The sequence below is a fragment of the Sinanaerobacter chloroacetimidivorans genome, assembly GCF_018128545.1.
GTDB classification, from domain to species: Bacteria; Bacillota; Clostridia; order Peptostreptococcales; family Anaerovoracaceae; genus Sinanaerobacter; species Sinanaerobacter chloroacetimidivorans.
Genome location: NZ_JAGSND010000005.1, coordinates 46,239 through 72,211, shown reverse-complemented (window position 1 = coordinate 72,211; position 25,973 = coordinate 46,239). Strand labels below are relative to the sequence as shown.

At 42.1% G+C, this 25,973-nt stretch carries 24 protein-coding genes and 1 tRNA gene; 6 read left to right on the top strand and 19 right to left on the bottom strand.

The features are described from left to right. The first annotated feature begins 10 nt into the window (after nucleotides 1–10). Nucleotides 11–1,207: a PucR family transcriptional regulator gene (locus tag KCX82_RS09165; RefSeq protein WP_227018163.1), complete on the top strand. Its 1,197-nt coding sequence runs from the start codon at nucleotides 11–13 to the stop codon at nucleotides 1,205–1,207. Between the two features lie 88 nt (nucleotides 1,208–1,295). On the opposite strand, the gene KCX82_RS09160 is transcribed toward KCX82_RS09165, so the two are convergent. From KCX82_RS09160 to KCX82_RS09150, 3 genes are all read right to left on the bottom strand, one after another. After that, nucleotides 1,296–2,645, bottom strand: coding sequence for an APC family permease (locus KCX82_RS09160; RefSeq protein ID WP_227018162.1), 1,350 nt, complete (start codon nucleotides 2,643–2,645; stop codon nucleotides 1,296–1,298). 19 nt (nucleotides 2,646–2,664) lie between these two features. Next, nucleotides 2,665–3,594, bottom strand: coding sequence for a cysteine synthase A (cysK, locus tag KCX82_RS09155; protein ID WP_227018161.1), 930 nt, complete (start codon nucleotides 3,592–3,594; stop codon nucleotides 2,665–2,667). Between the two features lie 111 nt (nucleotides 3,595–3,705). Continuing rightward, on the bottom strand, nucleotides 3,706–4,647 hold the full coding sequence (locus KCX82_RS09150) for a DMT family transporter (RefSeq protein WP_227018160.1): 942 nt from the start codon (nucleotides 4,645–4,647) through the stop codon (nucleotides 3,706–3,708). Between the two features lie 568 nt (nucleotides 4,648–5,215). On the opposite strand from KCX82_RS09150, the gene vanR reads away from it, so the two are divergent. Next, nucleotides 5,216–5,923, top strand: coding sequence for a VanR-ABDEGLN family response regulator transcription factor (gene vanR / locus KCX82_RS09145; RefSeq protein WP_405127682.1), 708 nt, complete (start codon nucleotides 5,216–5,218; stop codon nucleotides 5,921–5,923). After that, nucleotides 5,901–7,064 carry a vancomycin resistance histidine kinase VanS gene (gene vanS / locus KCX82_RS09140; protein WP_227018159.1) on the top strand — a complete coding sequence of 388 codons (1,164 nt, stop codon included), beginning with the start codon at nucleotides 5,901–5,903 and terminating at the stop codon, nucleotides 7,062–7,064. The genes vanR and vanS overlap by 23 nt, the downstream gene beginning before the upstream one ends. Before the next feature lie 33 nt (nucleotides 7,065–7,097). On the opposite strand, the gene KCX82_RS09135 is transcribed toward vanS, so the two are convergent. Beyond that, nucleotides 7,098–7,826: a VanZ family protein gene (locus tag KCX82_RS09135; protein WP_227018158.1), complete on the bottom strand. Its 729-nt coding sequence runs from the start codon at nucleotides 7,824–7,826 to the stop codon at nucleotides 7,098–7,100. Nucleotides 7,827–8,115: 289 nt separating this feature from the next. Here KCX82_RS09135 and KCX82_RS09130 point away from each other — a divergent pair, with 289 nt between their 5' ends. Both KCX82_RS09130 and KCX82_RS09125 read left to right on the top strand, forming a co-directional pair. Then, nucleotides 8,116–9,147 carry a D-alanyl-D-alanine carboxypeptidase family protein gene (locus KCX82_RS09130; RefSeq protein WP_227018157.1) on the top strand — a complete coding sequence of 344 codons (1,032 nt, stop codon included), beginning with the start codon at nucleotides 8,116–8,118 and terminating at the stop codon, nucleotides 9,145–9,147. A gap of 538 nt (nucleotides 9,148–9,685) precedes the next feature. Beyond that, the gene (locus KCX82_RS09125; protein WP_227018156.1) at nucleotides 9,686–10,351 is read left to right on the top strand and encodes a GntR family transcriptional regulator; all 666 of its coding nucleotides are present in this window, start codon (nucleotides 9,686–9,688) and stop codon (nucleotides 10,349–10,351) included. A gap of 50 nt (nucleotides 10,352–10,401) precedes the next feature. Here the strand turns inward: KCX82_RS09125 and KCX82_RS09120 are convergent, their stop codons facing one another. From KCX82_RS09120 to KCX82_RS09075, 10 genes are all read right to left on the bottom strand, one after another. Further along, nucleotides 10,402–11,169 carry an HpcH/HpaI aldolase family protein gene (locus KCX82_RS09120; protein WP_227018155.1) on the bottom strand — a complete coding sequence of 256 codons (768 nt, stop codon included), beginning with the start codon at nucleotides 11,167–11,169 and terminating at the stop codon, nucleotides 10,402–10,404. 29 nt (nucleotides 11,170–11,198) lie between these two features. After that, on the bottom strand, nucleotides 11,199–11,528 hold the full coding sequence (locus KCX82_RS09115; protein ID WP_227018154.1) for a cupin domain-containing protein: 330 nt from the start codon (nucleotides 11,526–11,528) through the stop codon (nucleotides 11,199–11,201). 25 nt (nucleotides 11,529–11,553) lie between these two features. After that, nucleotides 11,554–12,438, bottom strand: coding sequence for a DUF6282 family protein (locus tag KCX82_RS09110; RefSeq protein WP_227018153.1), 885 nt, complete (start codon nucleotides 12,436–12,438; stop codon nucleotides 11,554–11,556). A 17-nt stretch (nucleotides 12,439–12,455) separates the two neighbouring features. Then, on the bottom strand, nucleotides 12,456–13,736 hold the full coding sequence (locus KCX82_RS09105; RefSeq protein ID WP_227018152.1) for a TRAP transporter large permease: 1,281 nt from the start codon (nucleotides 13,734–13,736) through the stop codon (nucleotides 12,456–12,458). Next, nucleotides 13,736–14,251 (bottom strand): TRAP transporter small permease, encoded by a 516-nt coding sequence (locus KCX82_RS09100; RefSeq protein ID WP_227018151.1) that lies wholly within the window; start codon nucleotides 14,249–14,251, stop codon nucleotides 13,736–13,738. The genes KCX82_RS09105 and KCX82_RS09100 overlap by 1 nt, the downstream gene beginning before the upstream one ends. A gap of 85 nt (nucleotides 14,252–14,336) precedes the next feature. Continuing rightward, entirely contained in the window at nucleotides 14,337–15,365 is a 1,029-nt protein-coding gene (locus KCX82_RS09095; protein ID WP_227018150.1) for a TRAP transporter substrate-binding protein, read from the bottom strand. 65 nt (nucleotides 15,366–15,430) lie between these two features. Further along, the gene (locus KCX82_RS09090; RefSeq protein WP_227018149.1) at nucleotides 15,431–15,910 is read right to left on the bottom strand and encodes a GNAT family N-acetyltransferase; all 480 of its coding nucleotides are present in this window, start codon (nucleotides 15,908–15,910) and stop codon (nucleotides 15,431–15,433) included. 11 nt (nucleotides 15,911–15,921) lie between these two features. Beyond that, a complete protein-coding gene (locus KCX82_RS09085) occupies nucleotides 15,922–17,103 on the bottom strand; it encodes a thiolase family protein (RefSeq protein ID WP_227018148.1) in 1,182 nt (393 codons plus the stop codon). 68 nt (nucleotides 17,104–17,171) lie between these two features. Then, complete coding sequence (locus tag KCX82_RS09080; protein WP_264373238.1) at nucleotides 17,172–17,828, bottom strand: 3-oxoacid CoA-transferase subunit B; 657 nt, start codon at nucleotides 17,826–17,828, stop codon at nucleotides 17,172–17,174. 1 nt (nucleotide 17,829) lies between these two features. Beyond that, nucleotides 17,830–18,492: a CoA transferase subunit A gene (locus KCX82_RS09075; protein ID WP_227018146.1), complete on the bottom strand. Its 663-nt coding sequence runs from the start codon at nucleotides 18,490–18,492 to the stop codon at nucleotides 17,830–17,832. A 358-nt stretch (nucleotides 18,493–18,850) separates the two neighbouring features. Here KCX82_RS09075 and KCX82_RS09070 point away from each other — a divergent pair, with 358 nt between their 5' ends. After that, nucleotides 18,851–20,461, top strand: coding sequence for an amidohydrolase (locus KCX82_RS09070; RefSeq protein ID WP_227018145.1), 1,611 nt, complete (start codon nucleotides 18,851–18,853; stop codon nucleotides 20,459–20,461). A gap of 217 nt (nucleotides 20,462–20,678) precedes the next feature. Here the strand turns inward: KCX82_RS09070 and KCX82_RS09065 are convergent, their stop codons facing one another. The 5 genes from KCX82_RS09065 to KCX82_RS09045 form a co-directional block, all read right to left on the bottom strand. Then, nucleotides 20,679–21,890: an FprA family A-type flavoprotein gene (locus tag KCX82_RS09065; RefSeq protein WP_227018144.1), complete on the bottom strand. Its 1,212-nt coding sequence runs from the start codon at nucleotides 21,888–21,890 to the stop codon at nucleotides 20,679–20,681. Nucleotides 21,891–21,911: 21 nt separating this feature from the next. Beyond that, nucleotides 21,912–23,822 carry an acyl-CoA dehydrogenase family protein gene (locus KCX82_RS09060; RefSeq protein ID WP_227018143.1) on the bottom strand — a complete coding sequence of 637 codons (1,911 nt, stop codon included), beginning with the start codon at nucleotides 23,820–23,822 and terminating at the stop codon, nucleotides 21,912–21,914. Nucleotides 23,823–23,894: 72 nt separating this feature from the next. Further along, complete coding sequence (locus tag KCX82_RS09055) at nucleotides 23,895–24,305, bottom strand: RrF2 family transcriptional regulator (RefSeq protein ID WP_227018142.1); 411 nt, start codon at nucleotides 24,303–24,305, stop codon at nucleotides 23,895–23,897. 136 nt (nucleotides 24,306–24,441) lie between these two features. Then, nucleotides 24,442–24,517, bottom strand: a tRNA-Thr gene (locus tag KCX82_RS09050). A gap of 178 nt (nucleotides 24,518–24,695) precedes the next feature. Continuing rightward, a complete protein-coding gene (locus KCX82_RS09045) occupies nucleotides 24,696–25,940 on the bottom strand; it encodes an S-layer homology domain-containing protein (protein WP_227018141.1) in 1,245 nt (414 codons plus the stop codon). Nucleotides 25,941–25,973 lie beyond the last annotated feature (33 nt).

The following is a 25,973-nucleotide window of genomic DNA, read 5'->3' as shown; positions in this document are numbered from 1 at the left end:
GGAGGTTCCTATGCTTACCGTCATTTCCCTGCTTTCCCATCCCCTATTTGAAAAATTTCAGCTGGTAGCCGGCCGCAGCGGCTTATATAACAAAGTCAGCGGCACGGGCATTTTCGAATGGGAATCATCCGTTGAGATCGACAAGAATTTTGAACCGGGCGAATTTGTGGTCACCACCCTGTCCCAGGCAAAGAACGACCCTGCCTTGGCCGAGCATTGCATCAAATTGCTGATACGGAAAAAAGTGAGCGCCATAGCGATTAAAACCGTTTATTATCAAGAGATTTCCGATGATGTAAAAGCATATTCCGATACTCACAGGGTACCGGTCTTCCTTTTCTCGGATACTTTTTTTGACGACATTATTTTTACCATAAAAAATATTCTGTTAACCCCGAAGCTGCAGCAGACAACCTATGATAAGGAAATTGAATTTCTGATGAATTCCGGTCACCGCCCGGATGAAATGGAGCAAGCGGCTAAGGCAATCAACCCTTTTTTCTTCAGGAATTTTATTTGTGCCTTTACGATCTCCAGACAGGAGGAAAGTGAAAAGGTCTGTACTGAGGGAATGAGGGAGGAGGAAATGAGAAGTTGGGGTAACCGGCCTTCCCGTTTGGATTCTGATGAGATTGACGCCAGCTCTTTCATTTATTCTGTTATTCCGTATCATAAGGGGCATTTGATTCTATTTACAGGAAAGAACTCCTCCAATGGGCTGGAGGATAAGCTTCTTGCACTTCTGGAAAGGTTAGGTCTTACGAAAGAACTCTTCTACATTGGACTCAGTACCGCAGGAACCGGTCTTGAGCATTTAGGCCGCGGCATTCAGGAAAGCCTGTCTGCCAGTGAGAGCTGCCGTATGGATCGGGAAGGACTGCGGAAATTTCCGGAGATTGGTTTGGATCAGCTGCTGATACCATTAAAAAGGAATTACTGGACAGAACGGTATTATCAAGAGCAAATAGAGAAAATACGATCCCACGATAGAGAACATAATGCCAAGCTGCTGGAAACCCTGGTCACCTTTGTGAAAAGCGACGGTGATATTCAGCTCACAGCCAGGAAGATGTTTCAGCACAGTAATACCATCCGTTACCGCATGGATAAAGCAAGAAAGCTGCTGGGGCTTGCAGACTCGCCGGATTCTTTTCTACAGATTCATCTCATCATCCGACTACATGAGATCTATTCATTAGAAATCTAATAAGGGCCTGACGCCACTTCAACCCAGGACCGCGTACTTATTCAAGAAAAAAAGGCTCTATGTTTGATACATAGAGCCTTACTTTTTTCTAAATCTGGACGTCGTCAGAAGCTTTGCCCCCGTACAGATATCCTCCAATAATGGAAATCAGGCAAATGGCTACGAAAATGATAAACTGTGGATTTGCCAAACCTCCGATCAGTACGAAGAGGGAGCCCAAAACAGCAAATAAGGGGTAGACAACACCGTACTTGACACTTTTGATGACACCCTTTCTCCAAAGCTTGAATACCTGATAATACAGGAATATATACAGCAGATAGCTTACAGCTATGGCGATCTCTGCGATATCTCCGTTAATCAACAGGTTGTACTTATTCTGAAGGTAATGAATCACCCACCAGACACCGCTGACTGCCATGGCAAAGACAGCTGAATTCACAGGCATATTGAGTTTCTTATTCAGAGTACGTACAGAGTTTGACCCGGGGATTGCATTCCTTAGAGCCAGGGAATAAGGCAAACGAATATAGCCCAGAATGATTCCATTTGCTGTTCCCATAACAGAAATTGTAACAAATACAAAAATAACACTTGCAAATGCCGGGCTGATTAGGTTCGCCGCTACTTCGGCAACAGCAGAGTCTCCCAGTGCCATAACCTGATCTGCTCCTAAATACCCGCAGATTCCGAGAAAATACATGAGGTACGCGGCCAGAACAAACAGCGGCGCGGCAACCAGTGCTCTCGGCATATTGTGCTTTGCATCCTTTACTTCATGAGCAACGGCGGTGGATATCACCCAGCCGTCAAAGGAGAAAGCGATCGGTCCGATTGCAGCTGCCCAGCCAAGTGTTTTCGTTGCTTCGATTGCTTCAGGCGACGGATTTTGTATGGCGGCAATTGGATCTCCGAAAATCAGTCCTGCCAATGCAATGGCGAACAATGGAATTAACTTGATAACAACGGTAGCTTCCTGAAAAATCCCGCCGATCTTTGCAGAAAAAATATTGTACAGAAAACATAAAAAGAACCAAATCAGTCCAATTCCTACCATACCTGCAAAGCTGAGATCCCAGCCCATGGTAAGTCCTACGTAAATACCTACCACCCAGCACAGCAAGACGGTTAGTGTCGGATAGTATACGAATACCTGGAACCAGCCAAAAAGGCAAGCCCACCTTTTTCCCATGAATTCATTGGCATAGGTGATAACGCCTCCCGGCTTATCTGTTAATGCGGCAAGCTGGCTGAAAGTCAGACAGCCAAAGACGATGGTAAATGCAGCGATGCAGAAAACCAGTACAGCCAGTCCTACATTTCCACCGGTGTAACCAAGCATGTCATCTGATTTGAAAAAGATACCAGAGCCGATTACGATGCCGACAATCATTGCAATAGCTGTGAATAATCCATATTCACGCTTCTGCTGTTCCATAAAAACACACTCCTTTAAATTAAATAAATAAATCTGAAGATAAGTACCGTTCTCCGGAATCAGGCAGCAGAATCACAATATTTCTCCCTGCATTTTCTGGGCGTTTTGCCAGGAGAGTTCCTGCGAACAGCGCCGCACCCGAAGACACTCCCACAAGAAGTCCCTCTGTCTGAGACAGAATTCTCGCGGTTTGAAAGGCATCCTCAGCCTTTACCTTGATAATTTCGTCCAGAATATTGACATTCAGCACAGCAGGTACAAACCCTGCACCAATACCCTGAAGCTTGTGAGGACCTGCTTCTCCTCCGGAAAGGACCGGAGAATCAAAAGGCTCTACTGCAACGATTTTGATATATTTACTCTTATTTTTCAAACCTTCTCCTACTCCGGTAATGGTCCCGCCTGTACCCACACCGGCAACAAAGATATCTACTTGACCATCCGTATCCTTCCAGATTTCTTCCGCAGTGATTTCCCTATGAACTCTCGGATTCGCGGGATTTGTAAACTGTCCTGGAATAAAGGAATGAGGAGTTTCCTCAGCCAGCCTCTCTGCCTCTGCAATGGCACCTTTCATGCCATCCCTTCCAGGCGTGAGGACAAGCTCGGCGCCAAGTGCCATCAGCAGATTTCTTCTTTCAAGACTCATGCTGTCAGGCATGGTTAAAATAATGCGGTATCCTCTTGCCGCAGCAACAAAAGCAAGCCCTATACCAGTATTCCCACTGGTAGGCTCGATAATTACACTATTTGGTTGAAGCTGCCCGTTCTTCTCTGCCTCCAGAATCATGGCAAGAGCAGGCCGATCCTTTACACTGCCCAGAGGATTGAAATATTCCAGCTTTGCAATCAGATTCGCCTGCTCTGCACCTACTTTTTTACTGTAAGCATGAAGATACATAAGTGGGGTATTCCCAATTAACTCTGTCAGGTCATTCATTATTTTCATAACAATTACCTCCTATTTTTCATATTTACACTTTCATATTTACAATTAAATATTCGCAATTATATCCGTAATTTATATTTATAGTCCAATAATGACCCATTCTATATGAGATTAAGATATGCATTCCGGCTTTTTTTTATCCGGCAATTGAGAAATGACGATAGCACTGAACATGAGAATACAACCCACAATTTCTCTGGATGTCATCAACTCGTTCAGGATCAGGAACCCAAAGACGGCTCCAAACACGGCTTCCATACTCAAAAGCAAGGAAGCAACCGTTGGGCTGGTGTGCTTCTGGCCAACTATCTGGAGAGTAAAGCCAACACCGCCGGACAATGCGCCTGCATAAAAAATAGGAATTGCCGCATCGATGATTTCGGACAGATAAATATCTTCGAACAGAAATGCACCGATCATGCTGAGCAGTGCACACACAGAGAACTGAATAAAAGACAATTGAACCGGATCCTTTATCTTCTTCAGGAAATGGTCAATTACCAACAAATGCGCGGTCCAGAATCCAGCACCGATCAATACGATTAGATCTCCCGGAGCAATGGTGAAAGACTCTGTTATGCAAAGCAGATACAGGCCTACCGCACCAAAGGCAACGCCCACCCAGCATTTTAATGACGGTTTATGACGTAAAACCATGCTGAAAATAGGAACCAGAACTATGTATAGGGCCGTAATAAAACCGGCCTTTCCGGCAGTGGTGAACACTAGTCCGAACTGCTGCAGCGTGGAGCCGCAGAACAAAATGGCACCGCATATCAATCCGGCAGTCAGCAGTGTTTTTCTTTCCTGTTTCTTTTCTTCCCGGCTCAGATCCTCATCAGGCCATTTTTGAGCCGACACCTTTTTCTCATTGCTTCTCTTCATGAAGTGCATTACCGGAATCAGCACCAGTGCCGCTAATATAAAACGTACGAATCCAAAGGTCAAAGGACCTACATAATCCATACCGACTCTTTGTGCAACAAAAGCAGAACCCCAAATAATTGAGGTTAGTAAAAGAAGTAAATTAGCTATTATTTTTTCCTTATTCAAAATTTCACGCTCCAGTCTTTCTCTCTATCACCCATAGTATAGTTGAAATTTCTGCCAAAAGCAAGAAAATAGCGTAAAATAACAGTCGGCGGTCCGGCTTCCTTTCTCCCTGGGAATGGAGTTCCGGCTGGAATCGAACCAGCGACCAGCAATTGTAGTTGATGCCTTAAATGGGGGATAGAATTGTCATTTAATATCGATAAAAACCCATTGTAAATGATTTGTAATGACCCGGGGCAGAATAGATAAAAATTGTACTTACCATCCTTCGGAATTTCAAACTCAATTTGCTTTTCATCGTATCAGTATCACGATATTCAGAAAATCTTAAGATTTTAATAAGTAAAAAGTGATAAATTAGCTTATTACTTTGCGGTATAATAATTAATGTTTGCTGAATAAATTGCATTTGCGATTTAAGAATAATTCCCTCAAACCAGATTGAGGACAAGCAGCTGAAATGCCGCATTTGCACCCTAATTATGGGGATATATCGAGAACGTAGTTAGCGCTTAAATTTCACTGCTCCAGGCGCGTTGTACTTTGTCAAAAGGAGGCTAAAGAGAGGATGACACTTTTGGCTGCAAATATTTTAATCGTTGATGATGAACAGGCGATTGCCGATTTGGTCGAAGTTTATCTGAAAAATGAGAACTATAATATCTTTAAATTTTATAACGGCAGGGATGCCCTTAACTGTATTGAAAATCAAAAACTGGACCTCGCCATTTTGGATGTCATGCTCCCCGATGTAGACGGTTTTTCGATCTGTCGGCAAATCCGGGAAAAGCATAACTTTCCGGTTATCATGCTGACAGCCAAAGAAGAAGAAATCGACAAGATTACCGGGCTGACATTAGGTGCGGACGACTATATCACCAAGCCGTTCCGCCCTTTGGAACTGATTGCCCGTGTGAAGGCGCAGCTCCGGAGATTTACCAAATATAATTCTTCAGAGCCAAACCAGGAAGAACACTTGATTGCCTTTTCCGGCTTGGTATTGGACATGGATACCCATGAATGTACCTTGAATGAAAAAAAACTATCTCTTACTCCCACCGAATTTTCCATTCTTTGGACCCTTTGTTCCAATCGCGGACGAGTGGTCAGTTCGGAAGAATTGTTCCATGAGGTATGGGGGGACAAGTATTTCACCAACAGCAATAATACGGTCATGGTTCATATCAGGCATTTAAGGGAAAAAATGCATGACAACGCGGAACATCCCAAATATATTAAAACAGTATGGGGGGTTGGCTATAAAATTGAAAAGTAAGAGAAAAGATAATTATTCGAAATTAAAAAGGAAAGTATTTCTTCAAATGCTCCTTATTGTTTTTGCCGCGGCTGCAATTGTTATCTTCCTGCGTTTTACAATTCAAGAACGCTTTAGTTTTGGAGATAGCATTGTCCATTTTTTTATGAATACGTTTCATATGCGTGACAGGGATGCTCTGATGATTTATCATCTTCTATTTCTTAATAATATAGAAGTTATTACACTGATTGTGATTCTCATATGCTTAGTTATTTTGCTTAAATTTTCAGCTTCTTGGTTTACGAAATATTTTGATGAAGTCAGTGCTGGAATGGATAAACTTGCTGAGGAATCCGATGATGAAATTACATTATCACCGGAATTGGATTTTATGGAAAATAAGCTGAATCAAATAAAAAACAACTTGGAAAAACAAAAAAAAGCTGCACTTGATGCTGAGCAGCGCAAAAATGATTTGGTAGTTTACTTGGCTCATGATATAAAGACACCACTGACCTCCGTTATAGGATACTTAAGTCTTCTGGATGAAGCTCCAGATATGCCTCCTGAACAGAAGGCAAAATATGTCGGTATTACCTTAGAAAAAGCATATCGATTGGAGCAGCTTATCGATGAGTTTTTTGAGATCACAAGATTTAATCTTCAAACGATTATTTTGAATAGAGAAAAAATAAATTTACATTTTATGCTCCAGCAGATGGCAGATGAATTCTATCCAATGCTGACTCCACAGGAAAAGCAGGTGTCCATCGATGTGCTTGACGGCCTCACTATATGGGGTGATGCAGACAAACTGGCCCGGGTGTTCAATAACATTCTGAAAAATGCGATAGCCTATAGCTATGAAAACAGCGTTATTGATATCTCCGCTCTGCAGCAAGATAAAAATATTATTATAACCTTTACGAATCATGGCAATCCTATCCCACGAGAAAAGTTGGAAACGATATTTGAGAAATTTTTTCGATTGGATACATCCCGTTCTACCAATACAGGCGGTACCGGGCTTGGACTGGCTATTGCAAAAGAAATCGTAAACGCGCATGGAGGCAATATTCTCGTGCAAAGTAATACAGAAAAGACAGTCTTTACTGTCGTGCTTCCACAAAAGGAAGAAAAGGACAAGTTATCTAATTAAGTCAGATAGCTTGTCCTTTTGTATTAAATTGTATTAAATAATTACATACCCAAATAGAGATCTTAAAAATGGTATAAACAAAGATCTTAAAAATGGGTAAAACACAAAGAACATACCGGCGAATGCGATGGCCATATAAAAACATGCCTCTTCACGAAGGAGCAAGGGAATTTTTTCGATATTGATACTTTGGACAGAAACTTTGTCCTGTAATTTTGACAAATGTTCTTTCAGCAGCCTAAAAATTACCCATCCGATTAACACTCCAAGAGTATTCATCAGTAAATCATCAATATCCGTTACTCTTCTATTGAACAATTGACTCAATTCTATTATAAGAGAGAATGTAATACCGGGTAATGCTGTTTTCCATAGCATTTCATACTTTTTCCAAACACATGGAAGCAGAAATCCAAAAGGGATAAAAAGTATGATGTTTTCTATATAGGGGCGAACACCTTCTGTAATCCAATAAAATGGAATCATATTGATCTCATCCGGTGGAAAATTCAACCCCTTTGGGGTTATTATTCCAAAGCTGTTATGAACAATATCACTTATGGAAGGAATACCAGTAAAACTTAGCACAGCAGTAAGGTAATAGACAAAGATAGATACGATCACAATATGTTCAATTGACAGTTTAAAGTCAATCTTTTTGCTTTGAGAGGACAGTAGTATATGGTATGGAATCAAGAATGGCAAAGTACTAATAACCCATGTAATCGACACTATAATTAGCATTAAAATCGTAATAATCACTAAATTCACCTCCTTTGTAATTAACTAACTTGTATATACTAGCATATTTAAAAAAGAAATGTCTTAATCAAACCTTAAGATATGGTGATTTCCTCCTTAATAAGTTTTATTCCTGTTTTTACAACTATTACGATGCATTCGTGTTGCAAGAACATGTATGTCACTGTGAAACTCCAAATTTCAGATGTTGAAATAAGAAAATCTTAAGAAGTTTATAAGATGGAATTCCAACATAGCTCCTTGTTCTGTGGTTGAATAATATCAGCACAGAACAAGGAGTTGTTTCATTATGGTACGAAAAGCAAAAAAGGAAAAGTTAAGAATAAGAATACGAAGATTTGTGACATTTTTGTTGATGGTTGTCATCGCCGTTTTTGTTTGCAAATCCATCATTACTCCAGGAAACCACCAAATATTTGAGAGAGAATATGATGATAAAACCTCGTTAAATTCTTCTTTAAAGATAACACCCAATTCTTCTGATGATAGAGCAGCGCGGGTTCCTCCGTCAAAGACAGAGCCCTACCCCTCTATTTCTATATCTTCGGACAAGCTAAACAGTCCTCATGCGATTTTGATCCGCTTAACAGATGCTACCGTCCTGATGCAAAAAAACAGCGAAGAAAAAATCTATCCTGCTTCTTTGACTAAAATGATGACAGCCATTGTTGCGATAGAGAATTTACCTGATCTGAAGGGAGAAATTAAGCTTACCAATTCCATGTTTCAGGGACTGTACGAAGCAAATGCATCGATGGCAGGTTTCCAGCCGGGTGAGCAGGTCAGGGCAATCGATCTGTTATACGGGGTAATGCTGCCGAGCGGTGCAGAGTGCTGTGTTGCACTTGCTGGTCAGATTGCAGGATCAGAGCAGAACTTTGTGAAAATAATGAATCAAAAGGCGGCAGATCTTGGTATGGGACATACCCATTTTGAAAACACCACCGGACTTCACAATGAAAACCACTACACAACAGCCAAAGATCTGGCTGTTCTTCTAAGCTATGCTTTGCAAAATGATACTTTCCGGGAGATTTTTACTTCATCCCGCTATTCCACACAACCCACGAATAAGCACCCCGGAGGAATAACCTTTTACAGTACCATGTTTGAAGTTCTCAACAATCAGAACATGATTGTTGATGAAATTCTAGGGGGAAAAACTGGATATACCGAGGAGGCCGGTCTATGTCTTGCGAGTCTCGCCAAAGTAGGTAAACGGGAATATATTCTAATTTCAGCTGGTGCCAAAGGGGATCATCATTCGGAACAGTATCATATTACTGATGCAGTAGCTGTATACAACAGCATAGGGAAATAATAAGTTCTTTCTGTGGCATAAAAATATACTCCCTTCAAAGTCTACAGATTATTTTTTATTTCATCTGTCTACCCTTAAGGGGAGCATATCAAAATTGCTACAGCCCCTAAATTATGCTATGAAAAAGCGATTGATGGATACGATAACCACGACCCAGATATATATCCATCCCAACTAAAAGACTTTACAAAAAAGCATTGTCTCCTCTTAGGGAAATAACCTACGACTAATTTATCTGTTCCTAAATATTTCTGCAAATAATAATATGACTCTTCGAATGGTGGATGATAATCTTTTGGGACCGAAAGCCTTATTATTACCTCTTTTACATAACTCGCTACCGAAGGTTGTTCTACAAAAGAAAAGCCTTTTAAAAAGGTAGAATCTAAACAATTCCTTTCTTGTAATTAAATACCCCTGTATAATTAGAATTATAGGCGTTATAGACTTATATCAACTTTTTTAATTGTAACTTCTTATCAAAATAGATATAATAATCTTATTAGTTTATTGACTAATTACTAATGGAGGGTTCATTGTGCAAGATTCATTAAATAATACATTGAACATTGACGCATATAATTTAATATTGAAAAAACTGCTTTCCGGTGAACTTTCCACTGGTCAGAATGTTTCTGAAGATGCTATAGCAAACGAACTCGGCACAAGCAGAACCCCGGTTCGAGAAGCGATTCTCTGGCTCCAAAAAGAAGGATATTTAGAAATATATCCACGGAAAGGAACCTTTGTTTCAAAGTTTTCATTAAAAGAGATTTTAGATATTTACAACTTGAGATTATTATTGGAACCTCAGGTTATTAGTAGCAGCTTTAGAAATCCTACTCAAGCGGTTAATGAAAAACTAACGGAATATAAAAATTATAATCTACAGTATATTGAAGATGAAAATATTGTATCGAATGGAGATGCCTTTTTTAGTCAGGACTTGGAGTTTCATTTATTTTTGTTTGATCTGATCAATAACGCTTATATTAAGAGGATTTGTAGAGACGCGTTGTATAAATGCATTATTTCAAAGCTTGTGTTTCTTGATCAGCTCAATATCAAAAGGAGTCGGATCGCCACACAGCATGTCGTGTTTATTGATGCCGCTTTGAATGGCAAAACCGATGAAATCTTTGAGATTTATAAAACACATATCATTTCAGAACGCGACAGTATCATGCATATCAACATTCAATAATGAGACCTCAATAGAGGCCTCATTATTTTTATGAAAATGGAAGAGAGAAATTATATTTTCTTGAACGTATTCTCCGAAGAACGGATTCCTTCATTTAGCAGAAGTACGTCTGATTTCCAGGCAAAATAGGTTGCCCCCAAGTCGGCATATTTTTTAATTGCCTCCTCAGTTCCCACATAGATTCCAACCTTTTTATTATTTTTTATGGCCACCCGGAACACATTTTCTATCAGCGCAACGACTTCCGGATCATCCGTTTTCCCGGGTTTGCCCATGGACTGGCTTAAGTCTGCCGGACCTACGAATACGACATCCAACTGCGGTATACTGCAGACCTCATCAATCTTTTCTGCAATTTCTCTGTTTTCAATATGTACCGCTATGACTGTGTTTTGATTGGATTTTTCTATATATTCGTTACCGCCCTGAAACCCGTATCCCGCAGCTCTCTGCGCAAAGGACAAACCCCGGCTTCCCTCCGGATAGTATTTTGCGTTCTCTATAATTTTATAAATCTGCGATACGCTTGATATGTCCGGAACCTGTATTCCGCTGGCGCCTGAGTCCAAGGCATGCAGGATATGCTCGGCGGCGTTTCCTGGGGTCCTGATAATCACCGGCAATCCCCAGACGTCGGCAGCCATGATCATTTTTTCAACATCCGTATCTGAAAAAACAGAATGTTCCCTGTCTATGATAGCAAAGTCAAAACCTTTTTGCCCCAGCATTTCAATAACTGCAGTGCTGTTTATTTTTACAAAGGTGCCGAATGCCCTATCCCCGTTATTCAGTTTTGTCATTAATTTATCGTTTATCATTTTCTTGATGATTCCTTTCAACAGCAGTCCTATAGTATTTCCTGTCTCGCTGGTACGAATATATCAAGGCTGATGCATGGCTCTTCACTTGTGACAGTTAAATAATGCTCTACATTGGAAGGTATCACCATCCAGCTTCCCCTTTTCACAGGGTAGTCATTTCCGTTGATAGAGAAAATTCCTTCTCCAGAAACGATGATTCCGATCTGTTCATGAATATGATGATGAGGCATCACTTCGTGTCCTTTTTCTCCGGAATTATAACCAATCGTTGCACCCTCACCAGTAAATGCTTTTCTCTTTACTCCTTTTCTTAGTTCTTTCCATTCCATCTCATTCAAATTACCAATTTGAAACATTTTTATTTCCTCCCAGTTCATATTATTATTCTAAACCCAGTAGTTTTGCCGGATTCGTTCTCGTAGCTGTATAAATTTGTTCTTCAGTTATACCGTTTTCCGCTTGCAGTTTTATTATAAAGTCATATAACCCCTGCGCCGGACGGCTGTTGTTCTTTTGCCCCAGATCTGATGAAATAACGATCTTTTCAAGGGGTACGCGATCAAAAATATCCTTTGCCACCTGCATTGGTGTCGGATGTGTGCCAAAGAGGAAAACGCAGGCGTTGATTTCTATTGTCGCCCCCAAAGACGCCCATCTGCAGATTGTGTCAATATCTGCATTTATCATGTAGAAGGGATGGTTTGCATACATTTTAGCGATTCCAAGTTCAGCACCTTTGGTCAGCAATGCTTCTATTTCTTGCTGTGTCCCATGTCCTGTTGCAAGAATCAAGTCTGGTCTTTCCGCAATATATTGAAGCACTTCTACGACGGGATCCTTTAATTCCCCGTTCTGTTTGATATAGAGCATTTCATTCTCAACTACACCTTCCTTGGAACTTGCGCCAGGAAAATGCTGCCCTTTATGGGATGCAATATGATGTTTCGCTGAAACGGTGGGCATATACACAAACTTTGCACCCATTCCATATGCGGCATCCACTGCCTTTACATTGATTCCTCCGACGGAATTGTTCAGGGCAATTCCGCCAAATACCTTTACCTTTCCCTGTCCGAGGTGCTTCTCACATAGAGAAGCACTCATAACTGTTGGGAAGTAATGATCTTTTACAACATATGCACGATACCCATATTGTAAGGCGTCTTCCATCATTTCGGCAGCATCCACTTTTCTGTCTGCCAAAGAGGGTCCAGCATGAATATGCAAGTCAATAATGTCCTTTAAAGCTGCAGCTATATCTGTCATTTTAATCACTCCTGTCTTTACTTACCATACAGCAGATTTGGCAGGAAGGTGGTAATCTGCGGCACATAGGCTAATATAATCGTTACGACCATTCCTGCTGCAACAAATGGCCATATGCTTTTATTCAGTTTATTTAAATGAATCCCGGATACCTTTGATGTAGTAAACAACAGCATACCTACAGGAGGAGTTGCCAGTGCAATGGTCAGCATAATAATGATAATCATACCGAAATGAATGGGATCATATCCCATTGCCTCTCCCAGTGGATAGAGCACAGGTACAAGAATAATCATTGCCGCGAAGGCTTCCATTACCATTCCTATGAGGAAAAGCATACCAAGAACAAGTGCCATAACCAGCGAAGGATTGGTTGTCGTAGAAGTGATTGCCTGGACTAATTTTTCCGGTACCTTATCAAAGGCAAGCGTCCAACCAATGACATTACCAAAGGAGATGATCAGCATGATGCCTGCTGTAATCAAAGCTGCACTTGCAAATATCCCAGGTAAATCCTTTATTTTTAGGTTTCTATATGCAAATCCCAATATTGTTGCAACAACACAGGCTACTGCTCCGGATTCAGTGGGAGTAAAAACACCCGCTAAAACTCCGCCTACTATAATTACCGGTACGCATAAGGCCGGCAGAGAAGTGAACAGTGTTTTAAAGGCCGGACCAGGTTCAAAATGCTCTTTATATTTCGGATATTTCTTTTTCTTCGTTGTAATGGCAATTACAGCCATAAAGCCAAATCCAAGACAAATTCCAGGTAAAATACCTCCAACGAAAAGTTTTTGCACAGAAACTCCGGCAAGCACTGCATAAATTACAAAGTCTACAGACGGAGGAATGATGCATCCCAGTATTCCAGAGCTTGCTACCAGTGATCCGGCAAATTCCTCATCGTATCCGGAAGATACCATTGCAGGAATCATAATTGTGCAGAGAATTACTGAAACAGCATTCGCTGAGCCTAAAATCGCCGCCAGCACCATTCCAACAAGGACAACTGTATATGCGAGTCCGCCTCGCTTGAATCCAACAAACTCCTGTGATACATCAACAATTTTTTGTGTGATACCACCCTTGTTCATTATTTGACCTGCCGCTATGAAAAATGGGATACACATATAACTGAACACGTTGATTCCATAAAACATTCGCTGCGGTACGATATTTGCGATATCCGGATAATTAATAACGACAAGATGCGCTATACCAGTCATCCCTAAGACAAAGGCGATTGGGATTCCAACCACAAGCGATAATATAAAAGCTAAAATTACTAATACCATTATCTCTCACCCCCTTCTGTTATAAGATTTTTGATTTTCAATCTGTTAATTATTTTCGGTATATTTTCAATTCCAAACAGAAACATCAATCCAAAACCAAGGGGAAGAGCCAGAAACGGATACATCATCGAAATTCCAAGTCCGGTACTGTTTTTGAACAGCACAGCAGGTGATAAAGTATAATTTAAACTGATGTAAAAAATGTATCCAATGAATACCATAGTAACAAAATGAACAATAATTGCTAAAAAAGACGCAAATTTCTTTGGCAGCAAGCCGATAAATAAATCAAGAAGCACCAAGTCAAAATGCCTGAAACCAACTGCAGCGCCTAGAAATGTTGACCAGATGAGCAGATATCGTACAAGTTCGTCCGACCAGATGAAAGTTGTTCCAAAACAGTATCTTTTCACAACACATACCGTAACAATTACTGTCATCAGGAACATGGCGGCAGCAGCCAGTATTTTTACAAGCCATTCGATTTTATCAAATGCTGCTGTTATTGCACGCATTCTATTTCCCTCCATTATGTTCTGCGAAGCACCTGAACAGGTGCTTCACAGAAAATTAACTAAATTATTTAATAATACTATTTGTTTACAGTCCCTGGGCCATCTTAATGAATGCAGCCATATTTTCACTTTTTGCTGCATATTCATCATACATTGGCTGAACAGCAGTCTTGAATTCGGCCTTGGCTTCCTCGGAAATCTCGTTCAACTGTAGTCCCGCATTTGAAATAACCTGAAGGGAATCTTCTTCCTTTTGCTCCGTTTGAGCTATGGAATAATTGAAAGCTTCTTCCTTGCACTCATCAAAAAGAGCCTTGTCCTCATCAGACAAACCGTTATAGAAGTCAAGATTGAACGTAAGTGCAGACGGGAATGTATAGAAATTAATCAATGACACATATTTCAAAACTTCATAATGTCTTTCAAGATTGATTGAGATAAGATTGATTTCCTCTCCATCTATGATATTCTGCTGAAGTCCGGTATAAATTTCACTATAGCTCATAGGTGTTACTGTCATGCCTACCAATTCCGCTGCCCTTGCAACTAAAGTACTTGGAACGATTCTCATTTTGATTCCTTTTAGATCGGACAGTTTCTCAATCGGTTTGGTATTATTTGCAAAATTTCTCATGCCGATCTCAGTAACTGCTAGAATTTTAAGATTCAACTCTTCCAGATCTTTGTATAAGGCTTGCGCTTCGCTGCTTTCAAGAGCTTTTTTTTCTGTTTCATAATCCTTAAACAGGAACGGAAGCTGCAATACGTCCAATTCTTCCGAGTAATCGCTGAACGTTGAAGTTGAAATCAGTGCAGCATTGATGGAACCATTCATAACCTGCTGAAGCAATTCATCATCTCCCCCAAGCTGACCATTTCCATACCAACTTACAGTAATTCTTCCATTACTTTTTTCTTCAATCAATTCCTTGAATTTTAGGCCCATAATTGCATCCGGAAGGTCGTCTCCGCCCTCAATTCCCATTGTGATACTGATTTTGTCATCAGAAGCATTTCCGGAATCAGTTTTCCCGCTGCCGGAGCCACCACATGCAACTAGCGATAAGGTCAAGCAAATAATAACAAATACAGCTAATATTCTCTTCAGTTTCATGATCTTTCCTCCTAATAAATACATAAATATGAATAACTAACTTTTATTTCAAAACTCAGCATTGATTAGATATCCTTTGCGAAAGTTCTGATATAACATTTATATCCGAGTCTTTCATAAAATTTTTCTGCCTTTTCATTGAAAATTGCAAGTTCAAGCTGCATTCTGTGTACTCCTTTACTTAGCGCAAGTTTTTCAGCCTCTTCAATGAGTTTTTCTCCAATTCCGGCTCCTCGCATACCGTCCTTTACAATAATTCTGTCAATTTCCATATACTGGTCATAATCAAAATTTGCTAATTCGCCATAGCTCTCAATATAAAAGCCCAAGACTCCAAGGACCTCATTATTCTCTTCAGCAATTAGGATTCCAGCCTGATCACCATTGTTTAAAAATGTATCCAGTTTCTTGGCGGTTCGTTCTTCACTGTAAGGCCTTAACTTCATGACTCCTTTAAATCCTTCAAGATGAAATAAAGTAAGGTTCTTAAAAAAGTCAAATACCAGTTTCAAATCGTCTCTTACTGCCAGTCTCATTTTTACCATTGAAACACCTCCTATTTAACATTAATATTTTCAAACAATACGGCTGCCCCTTGTCCGCCGCCGCAGCAAAATGCTGCAATACCATATCTTTTATTTTCTCTTCTCAACTGATTGATTAATTTAAGAGCTAGAACTCCTCCTGTGGCTCCCAACGGGTGTCCCAGCGCTATTGCTCCTCCATCAATGTTAAGTTTATTTTTATCAAGTCCTAATTCTATTACACATGCTAGGGTCTGTGACGCAAAAGCTTCATTGATTTCAAAGAGATCGATATCGTCCAGAGTTAAATCTACCTGTTTCAGGAGTTTCCTTATGGCAAAAGCGGGTCCGATTCCCATGTAATTCGGGTCAACACCTACCGCTGCCCAATCTACATACTTTGCCAATGGCGTGAGTCCCAGTTCAGTTGCTTTTTCCATGGACATAATGACTGCCGCCGAAGCCCCGTCACTCATGGGACAGCTGTTGCCTGCAGTCACCTTTCCATCCTCCTTCTTGAAAAGTGCAGGGAGCTTGGAAAGGCTCTCAACCGTTGTTTCCGGCCTGACTGTTTCATCTTTGTCAAAAATATAAAAGCCTTTTTTGGTACTCACTTTAACAGGTACCACATTTTTTGCGAGATAGCCCTTCTGCCAAGCTTTTTCAGCCTTTTGATGACTCTCCGCCGAATATTCGTCCATCTCCTGTCTCGTGATACCGTACTGTTCCGCTAAGTTTTCTGCCGTTACTCCCATGAATGGATCTCCAATTGCTTTGGTGGATGCCTTGTACTGCGTCAAAAAAACCGGGGGTTTTACGGAATATTCAACCTCATTCTTAAACATGACATATGGTCTTCTGGAGTCGCTTTCCGCGCCTCCGCCGATGACAATATCCCCATGTCCGGTTTGAACAAACATTGCAGCAAGTGCAATAGAGTCCAAAGCGCTTGAGCATTGACGGTCTATTCTCAGCGATGGAATTGTAACCGGTAATCCTGCCTCTAATAACGCCACTCTTCCCATTCCCGCGATATCATGCGCCCAGAGATTTCCCATAATTACTTCATCTATTTGAGTTGTGTCAAGATCAATGTCTTCACAAACTCTTTTTAATACAACTGCTCCTAATTGTTCCGGCGGAACCGGAGCAAGCTTTCCACGGCATTTCCCCACTGGGGTTCTTGCCATAGATACAATTACTGCCTCTCTCATATGATTACCTCCTTGGCACTCTGTTTTATTAAAACCCACATATGCACAGAATTAATGTTGACAGGGTACTAGTCTAACATAACTTTAATATTGGATGGAAATATTAATTCTGCTTCGGTTTTTGACTGAAGTTCCTCTTTTGTTATGCCGTCTGCCATAGCCTTCACAACAAATTTTTTATCAATAATTTCAATCATTGCTAGGTCAGTTATGATATGAGTTACCGCATTCACCGCTGTTAACGGCCAGATGCACTTTTTTAACAATTTCGGCTTTCCATCCTTAGAATTATGCAGCATGGCTATAATTACCTTTTTTGCACCTGCCACAAGGTCCATTGCGCCGCCCATCCCATTGACCGCTTTCCCTGGTATAATCCAGCTAGCTAAATTTCCTTCCTGATCCACCTGCAGCGCACCCAGCACAGTATAGTCAACATGACCGCCTCTGACAATTCCGAAGGATGTTGCACTATCCGTACAGGACCCTTGAGGAATCAATGTGATTGGCACATTTGCGGCATCCACCAAATCCATGGTAGCTACTTCCTTTGCTGCAACAGGACCGCAGCCGATCGCACCATTTTCCGCATGGATAATTACATTCACACCTTCCGGCAGATGCCCTACTGCTAAAGTCGGAATTCCTACACCCAGGTTCACCACATCACCGTCTTTAAAGAGAGAAGCAACATTTTTTGCTATAAAGTTCTTTATATCCTTCATGCTATTCATCCCCCCTGTTATCAACGATATAATCAACAAAGATTCCGGAAAGCATAATGGTATTCTGATCAAGTTCACCGATTTCCACGATCTTGTCCACTTCTGCTATGACCAAATCAGCCGCCATAGCCATCAGTGGATTATAATTTCTTGCTACCATATGAAACATCAGATTCCCAAACTTATCTGCAACTGCACCCTTTATGATTGCAACATCTGCACGAAGGGGTTCTTCCAGAAGGTACTTTCTCCCTTGAACCTCCAGAATCTTTTTCCCTTCCTCCACCGGAGTACCCACACCGGTGGGTGTCAGAAATCCTCCCAGTCCGTGTCCTCCGCAGCGAGCCCTTTCTACAAAAGTACCCTGCGGTACAAATTCTATCTCCAGCTTTCCTTCGGTATATTGTCTGCTTACATCAGGATTCAATCCACAATATGTAATAATGAGTTTATCTACCTTACCGCTTGTATAAAATAAGCCTTTTGGATCACCCTGGCATCCTCCATCATTGCCCATGATTGTCAAGTGGGACAGATCGCTCTGATGTAGTGCTTTAATCATTTCAAAAGGATATCCCGCATCTCCGAAACCGCCCACCATAATTGACTGCCCGTTTTGAATGAGTCCGGCTGCTTCTTTGTGACTTATTAATTTATTTACCATGCTGCCGCCTTTCCACTCTATTCATTAAAAAATATTACTAAGAGTTTATAATTGTAATGATTCAGTTCAGACGTTAAATTGTCTGAAAGTTCTCCAAGCATTGAATTAATTGTATTATATGATGGACCATTTTTAGAGTCAAAATATTAATTAGATATATCACAGATATACCAGTATAATATGTACTGTTTTACTATCTTTGTATTCCTTGAATGCGTTGAAATCACGAGATTACAGAGAACGCATGTGTAAAAACCACCTGGTTTAGAGAGCACTTTACAAACAATATTTTTAATGTTATAAAAAAATACATAACGAAAACGAAAGATTGGTTTCTTTCTTGTCAGGAGGAGAAAATATGAAATGTAATGCAGATATTATCTTTATCAACGGTCCGGTTTTAACTGTTGACAAAGACAATTCCATTAAAGAAGCACTAGCGGTAAAAGGGAACTCCATTCTCTTTGTCGGCACAAAGGAAGATGTAATGACATATTTGGGAAAGCAGACTAAATTGATTGATTTAAAAGGCAGAAGTCTCATACCAGGTTTTATCGATTCTCACTTGCATTCAGCGGTTTTAGGCGCTAATGCTTTGGCCATAGACTGTCGCTCGCCTGGTGTCAATTCTATTGAAGACATTAAAAAACTTGTAGCCGAGGCAGCGAGGATAATTCCCAAAGGCCAATGGATTCGCGGTTGGGGATATGACCATTCTAAGCTAAAAGAAGGTCGCCATCCAAACAGATGGGATCTGGATGAAGTTGCTCCTGATCATCCCGTTATTCTTACTAGGGTATGCGCTCATACATCTGTTCACAATTCAAAAAGCCTTCAACTATGCGGAATAACGAATGATTCTGAACCAATATCTGGTGGGGTTCTTGTGAAAGAAAACGGGAAAGTAACAGGAGTTTTAAAGGAAAACTCACATATGGCCGCCATGAAAGTTTCTCAGCTTTCCATAGAGGAACTAATTAGCGCTATGGAAGCAGCAAATGACATCCTAATTAAGGAAGGCATTACCTCGGTACATGATTCCGGTGGTTATGGTCATGCTCAAATGAGTGCTATTCAGGAAGCAGTCAAGCAAGGAAAGCTGAAAATCAGGTTATACTCCATGATATTTTCGTTTGTGGAAAACCTGCAGTTTGTGGAGGATTATATTCACATTGGTCTGCACACCGGATTTGGTAATGATCATTTTAAAATTGGTCCTGTAAAGTTGATGATAGACGGAAGCAGCAGCGGACCAACTGCTGCAACCTTGGAGCCATATACCAGCAATCCCAATGATTTCGGCGTGCTTAGCATGGAGCAGGAAAAGGTAAACGAAATTATCCTGAAAGCACATTTGGCTGGATATCAGGTCACTACCCATGCAGTCGGCGATAAAGCAGTAACCGTTATCGTGAATGCCATTGAAAACGCTCTTAAAATTGCTCCTAGAGAAGACCATAGACATCGAATTGAACATTGTGCAATGATTAATAATGAATTGCTTGATCGAATCCAAAACCTGGGAATTATACCTGTTGCCCAACCAATTTTTCTCTATGAATTCGGGGATGGATATCTGGTGAATTATGGGAAGGAAAGGGCTTATCGCATGTTCACCTGTAAAAGCTTTCTTACCCGTGGTATTCCGGTAGCAGGAAGCAGTGATTGCCCAATTACATTTTCAAGTCCAATATTGAACATGCATCTTGCAGTAAACCGCGCTACCGAATCAGGGCAGATTATTAATCTAGATGAAAGAATCAGTGTCTCCGAAGCTTTGCGGATGTTTACATATAACGGTGCATACGCAAGCTTTGAGGAGGATATTAAAGGAAGCTTGGAGCCTGGTAAATTAGCCGATTTGACCATCCTATCAGGATCTCTTCTTGATACTCCAGAAAAGGAAATAAAATCTTTAAAAGTTGATATGACATTTATTGATGGTGAATTGGTTTATTCAGCAATTTAAAGTAATCTTGGATTTAGAAGATTATTTATAAGGCTGCCGATATACCGCCCTTCATGATGTTGCATGAATGAGAAGACGGAAAGCACTAACTTTCTTTTTACTAATATAGTGTCGGGATTGCTTATGTAATGTCAAAATCCCATAGACTCACAGCGGTTCTATGGGATTTACTTCTTTGGAGCTGAAGAGGGGACTTATACAGTCTATATCAGAAGGTTTATTGCATGGAATCCAAAATGGCGTCGGCCAGTGACTCCAGTTCCGATTCCTTATCCGCGTGGAGAGAGGAAGCGATGCTGATCCGCTCGTTAAGCACAGTCATGTTCTTCATCTCTTCGCTTAGGAACTTCTGGATCAGATCGCCTGACTTGATCGCCCAGGAACCGTTCTCCACAAGTGCGATTGTCCGATTCTGGACATTCAGTGCTTTCATGTCAATCAGGAAGTTATGCATAGCCGGATAGATGCCCAGATTATATGTCACTGAAGCCAGCACCATATGGCTGTATTTAAACACCTCGGAAATAAGCTGGGAAACATCCGTTGAGGAAACGTCGTACATGGCTATGTTTGTCATGCCCTTGTCACACAATTTGGACGCCAGCGCCTGCATCGCAGACTCGGTGTTACCATACATGGAGGCGTATACCATCAAAATACCTTTTTGTTCCGGCTCGTAGCGACCCCAGAGATCGTATTTCTGAATGAAATATAACAAATCCTTACGCCAAACCGGCCCGTGCAGGGGGCAGATGAACTTGATCTGATCCAGAATACCGCCGGCTTTCTTTAGAATCAGCCGGATATGCGGACCATATTTTCCCACGATGTTGGTTAGATAGCGACGGGCATCATCCAGCCAGTCGCGGTCAAAGTTTACCTCATCGGCAAAAAGCTTGCCGTCCAGTGCGCCAAAGGAACCAAAGGCGTCAGCAGAAAACAGCACACCGTTTGTGGTGTCAAAGGTCACCATCACCTCCGGCCAATGCACCATAGGGGCGAACACAAAGGTAACCACATGCTTTCCGAAGCTGAAGGTATCACCCTCTTTCACCTCAACGATCTGATGACTATCAACATCGAAGCCAAACTGGCGCATCAGCATAAAAGCCTTCTCATTGCTGATGATGGTCACTTTGGGCCATCGGAGCAGAATTTCCTCGATTGATCCCGCATGGTCAGGCTCCAAATGATTGATAACAAGATAGTCCAGTGGCCTTCCGTCAAGCACATGTGCCATATTTTCCAGCAGCTGCCGGCAGCCTGACCAGTCCACCGTATCAAACAACACCGTCTTTTCATCCGTCAGAAGATAGGAATTATAGGAAACCCCTCTTGGAATCGGATATGCGTTTTCAAACAATGCCAGACGATGGTCGTTGGCGCCCACCCAGTACAGGTCTTCGGTTACATTTCTTACGCAATACATAATGTACTCCCCCTTCCGGCTTTACGCCTCAATAAATTGGTCTTTGGCCTCGGCACATTCCGGGCAGACCCAGTCTTCCGACAAATCCTTGAACAGGGTACCTGGTGCCACTTCGTTCTCCTCGTCACCCAGTTCCGGTACATACTCATATCCGCAGCCGCTGCAAATGTAGCTAGGGCCAATGGGCTCCGGCTTGGGCATTTGCGGACGCTTCATCTTCACCATAGGCGGTGCTGGCTGCTTTTCGCCGGTATCCAAAGCAGCCGTCAGCAGAGGCAGAATCTCGGAAACATCACCTACAATACCATAGTCACAGTTTTTGAAAATCGGCGCGTTGCCGTTTTTGTTAATCGCTACAATAATAGAGGCATCTTTAATGCCCTTTAAGTGCTGGGTTGCACCCGAAATGCCGCAGGCGATGTACAGATTGCCGGTAAACTTCTGACCGGACATTCCCACATAACGGTTCAGCGGCAGATATTTCAGCGTCTCCGCTACAGGACGCGAGGAACCGATGGCGGCACCTGCGGCTTTGGCCAGATTTTCGATCAGTTTCATGTCCTTCTTCTCCCCGATTCCCTTGCCGGCTGAAACGACACGTTCCGCCTGTACAATGGGAGTATCCATGGGAATGCCGACCGTAAAGTCGAAGCCATCCTTCTTGAGTGCCTCTACCAGAGCAGACACCTGTGTTTTTGCATCGCCGTCCCTGAAAACAATTTTTCTCCGGATACCGGTGATGGGAGCAGGCTTCTTGGGACGACTTGCCGAAGAACCGGTTTCCTTGGGCGGTTTGCCCAGAATATGAGAGGCGATAACAATACGCTGTATTTCGTTAGTCCCTTCGTAGATGGTGGTTATCTTGGCATCACGGTACATCCGTTCCACCTCCATACCCTTCAAATATCCGGTGCCCCCAAAAATCTGCAGAGCATCGTTTGTCACTTCCAGCGCGATGTCCGCGGCATACTGTTTGGCCATCGCAGACTCCATACCAAAAGGCATGTGATTTTCCTTCAGCTCAGCAGCGGAGTAAACCAGAAAACGTGCAGTGCGCAGCTTGGTGGCCATATCGGCAATTTTGAAGGAAATGGCCTGCTGGAACCCAATGGGCTTACCGAACTGTACACGCTCCTTGGCATAGGTCACCGCTTGTTCAAATGCCCCCTGAGCAATGCCCAGAGCCTGAGCGGCAATTCCGATTCGGCCGCCGTCAAGTGTGGCCATTGCAATTTTAAAGCCCTGGCCCTCTTTCCCAAGCAGGTTTTCTTTCGGAACCTTCACATCATTGAAAATCAACTCTGCGGTGGAAGAAGAGCGGATGCCCATTTTATCATAGTGATCACCGAACTCAAAACCCTTCCAGCCCTTTTCCACAATGAATGCGGAGATGCCACGTACGCCGATGTCGGGTGTGGTAACCGCAAAGACCACATACGTATCCGCTTTCGGCGCGTTGGTGATGAAAATTTTGCCGCCATTGAGAAGATAGTGGTCACCCTTATCCACGGCAGTGGTCTCCGTTCCGCCGGCATCTGAACCCGCATTAGGTTCTGTCAAACCAAAGGCGCCGATTTTTTCACCCTTGCATAGGGGAATCAGGTATTTTTTCTTCTGGGCCTCATTGCCAAACGCAAAGATTGGCCAGGTGCCCAGTGACGTATGAGCAGACAGAATGACACCTGTGCCGCCGTCAACCCTCGCCAGTTCTTCAACGGCAATGGCATAGCTGATCATATCCAGCCCCATGCCGCCGCTGTCCGCAGGGAAAGGAATTCCCATCAGCCCCATCTTCCCTAGTTTGGCAACTGCATCATCGGGGAACTGGTTTTCTTTGTCCATCAGGAAGGTCAAAGGTTTGATCTCCTCTTCCGCAAACGCTCGGACTCTGGTGCGGAGTTCCTCATGTTGCTGTGTGGTCGAAAATAACATGTCTTTTCCTCCTTTTTATAACGCCTTTATTCTGGACAAGATTAGTCCAGTTTAAAGGTAAAAAAATTATTATCATTTACCGAATAAAATTTTCGAAAGGCTATATGACTTTAGTTCCTCATCCAGCTTTTTCTGAATAGCCATCAGATGGACATTGGCCTGGCAGACAGTATCGCCGTGTGCCTTACACCACGCGCACTGATATCCCGGTTTCATACAGGAGCTAACCGAAGAATCCTCCTCCATGATCTGCATCAACTGAAAAAGAGAAAACTGTTCCAATTGGGCTGCCAAAGTACAGCCCCCATCCGCTCCGCGTGAAATGCGGATTAGTCCGCCTTTTTGGAGCTTTTTCAGAATTTTATAAGCAAACTGCAGAGGAATCTGTTCGCCCCGCGCAAGCTGCGGCGCAGCAATACGTTCTTCGCCTGCCAATGCACGAAGAATTCTTAACGCATAATCGGTTTCCTTTGTTATCAGCAATCAGACTCCCTCCTTTTTCCTTATTCATTCTATGATTCTGGATAAAAGATGTCAAGTATATTTTGATAATTTTGTAAAACTTATGTAATATTTTACTGTGACCAAAAAAGCATCCCCAATTGGGGATGCTTTTTGTTGGAGCTACCGGCCGGAATCGAACCGGCGACCTGCGCGTTACGAATGCGCTGCTCTGCCGACTGAGCCACGGTAGCATACCTGACACCATAAAATATTAACACTTATCAAAACCCTTGTCAATGGAGATGTAAAAGAGAAGTAATGATATCAGAGATATCTGAGATAAAAGAGGCGGTGATATCTTTTTCAATATCACTGCCTCTCGTTATTACTTTATATCCCTTTTATGAATTTCAAACGATTCTTTTTTAATTAGTCGTTAAAATAAGTTTTTTTCAGGCTGACACTTACGTTTCCGGCTTCGTCATAGGCCTTTACTTTAAAGGTGTATTCAGTATCTAACTTTAAGTTGGAGACAACCGCATCGTTTTCATCTGCATCTACCGTTTTAATCAGCGTACCATCCTGATAAATCTTGTAGCCTTTTACCGCTACGTTATCATCTGCATCAGGCCAGATCAGCATAACAACAGTGTCTGAAGACGGACTTACTGTTAGTGCGGCACTGGTGGGCCACGTTGGAGCGACAGTGTCCTCATCTGCTTCCAGAGTGGTAACTTTTACGGACGGACCGTCATCACTCCAGTTGCCTGCGGCATCCTTTGCTTCTACTCTGAAGGAATATTCTACATCGGCTTCCAAACCTGTAATTTTAGCAGTTCTTGTTGTGGAAACGAGTTTTTCTTTCGTAACGCCATCAAGCTTGTAGATAACCTTGTATCCGGTCACAGCGACATCATCTGTGGCGGCAGACCATTTTAAAGTAACACTGGTTGCCGAGATGGCAGTTGCCGTTACCGTGCTGCTGGAAGCCCAGGAAGGAGCTGTATCATCGTCAGAATCCACATCCTCTTCTCCTAAAAGCTTTTCAATGATACTTGCGATCTGTGCTCTGCTTAGAAAAGCATTCGGATTGAAATTACCATCGGGGAAACCTTTAATATATCCGGCTTCATACAAAGCAAGCAAATATCCGTAATCTTCTTCAGCAATCAGGCCCTTATCTTTAAACGGATTGGATGTGTAGTCTTTCACAGGTTCAAGATCCAATGCCTTAGCGATTGCAACCGCCGCTGTCAAACGATCGCACTGCTTTTCTGAGTGGAATCGTTTTAGATTGAGATAGTTATTTTTGACTCCTGACATTACGGCTTTCTTTGCCCAGCCAGGTATTCCCTCCAACTCATCCTCATCAATGTCGCTGTCATCATCGTCATCATCAACGTCTGACTTCAGCTGAACCAGTCTGTCAATGATTACGGCAAGCTCTGCTTGCGTCAGCGTATTATCTGGTTTGAAAGTACCGTCTTCATAACCATTTAATAGGCCGTAAGTTTGCAGCTTTTCAATAGATTTTGCACCCCAGTGCTCTTTTTCCGTTTTCCATTCTTTGGACTTGTCTTTTCCGGATCCATTCCCTTGACTTGCAAAGGCAGTGCTGCAAAAGAGCGCCATAACCAGGATCACACTTAATAAAATTGTTGCTGTTCTTTTCATCTGAAAACCTCCCTACAATACTCCCGATTGGGT

Excerpts from the sequence above, each read along its gene's own strand:
- KCX82_RS09045 (WP_227018141.1), bottom strand. The coding sequence starts at position 25,940 with ATGAAAAGAACAGCAACAATTTTATTAAGTGTGATCCTGGTTATGGCG.
- KCX82_RS09090 (WP_227018149.1), bottom strand. The coding sequence starts at position 15,910 with ATGGTAAAAATGAGACTGGCAGTAAGAGACGATTTGAAACTGGTATTT.
- cysK (WP_227018161.1), bottom strand. The coding sequence starts at position 3,594 with ATGAAAATAATGAATGACCTGACAGAGTTAATTGGGAATACCCCACTT.
- KCX82_RS09160 (WP_227018162.1), bottom strand. The coding sequence starts at position 2,645 with ATGGAACAGCAGAAGCGTGAATATGGATTATTCACAGCTATTGCAATG.
- KCX82_RS09130 (WP_227018157.1), top strand. The coding sequence starts at position 8,116 with ATGGTACGAAAAGCAAAAAAGGAAAAGTTAAGAATAAGAATACGAAGA.
- KCX82_RS09120 (WP_227018155.1), bottom strand. The coding sequence starts at position 11,169 with ATGATAAACGATAAATTAATGACAAAACTGAATAACGGGGATAGGGCA.
- KCX82_RS09110 (WP_227018153.1), bottom strand. The coding sequence starts at position 12,438 with ATGACAGATATAGCTGCAGCTTTAAAGGACATTATTGACTTGCATATT.
- KCX82_RS09100 (WP_227018151.1), bottom strand. The coding sequence starts at position 14,251 with ATGCGTGCAATAACAGCAGCATTTGATAAAATCGAATGGCTTGTAAAA.
- KCX82_RS09085 (WP_227018148.1), bottom strand. The coding sequence starts at position 17,103 with ATGAGAGAGGCAGTAATTGTATCTATGGCAAGAACCCCAGTGGGGAAA.
- KCX82_RS09065 (WP_227018144.1), bottom strand. The coding sequence starts at position 21,890 with ATGTATTGCGTAAGAAATGTAACCGAAGACCTGTACTGGGTGGGCGCC.
- KCX82_RS09105 (WP_227018152.1), bottom strand. The coding sequence starts at position 13,736 with ATGGTATTAGTAATTTTAGCTTTTATATTATCGCTTGTGGTTGGAATC.
- KCX82_RS09060 (WP_227018143.1), bottom strand. The coding sequence starts at position 23,822 with ATGTTATTTTCGACCACACAGCAACATGAGGAACTCCGCACCAGAGTC.
- KCX82_RS09075 (WP_227018146.1), bottom strand. The coding sequence starts at position 18,492 with ATGGTAAATAAATTAATAAGTCACAAAGAAGCAGCCGGACTCATTCAA.
- KCX82_RS09095 (WP_227018150.1), bottom strand. The coding sequence starts at position 15,365 with ATGAAACTGAAGAGAATATTAGCTGTATTTGTTATTATTTGCTTGACC.
- KCX82_RS09070 (WP_227018145.1), top strand. The coding sequence starts at position 18,851 with ATGAAATGTAATGCAGATATTATCTTTATCAACGGTCCGGTTTTAACT.
- KCX82_RS09080 (WP_264373238.1), bottom strand. The coding sequence starts at position 17,828 with ATGAAGGATATAAAGAACTTTATAGCAAAAAATGTTGCTTCTCTCTTT.
- KCX82_RS09115 (WP_227018154.1), bottom strand. The coding sequence starts at position 11,528 with ATGTTTCAAATTGGTAATTTGAATGAGATGGAATGGAAAGAACTAAGA.
- vanR (WP_405127682.1), top strand. The coding sequence starts at position 5,216 with ATGACACTTTTGGCTGCAAATATTTTAATCGTTGATGATGAACAGGCG.
- KCX82_RS09165 (WP_227018163.1), top strand. The coding sequence starts at position 11 with ATGCTTACCGTCATTTCCCTGCTTTCCCATCCCCTATTTGAAAAATTT.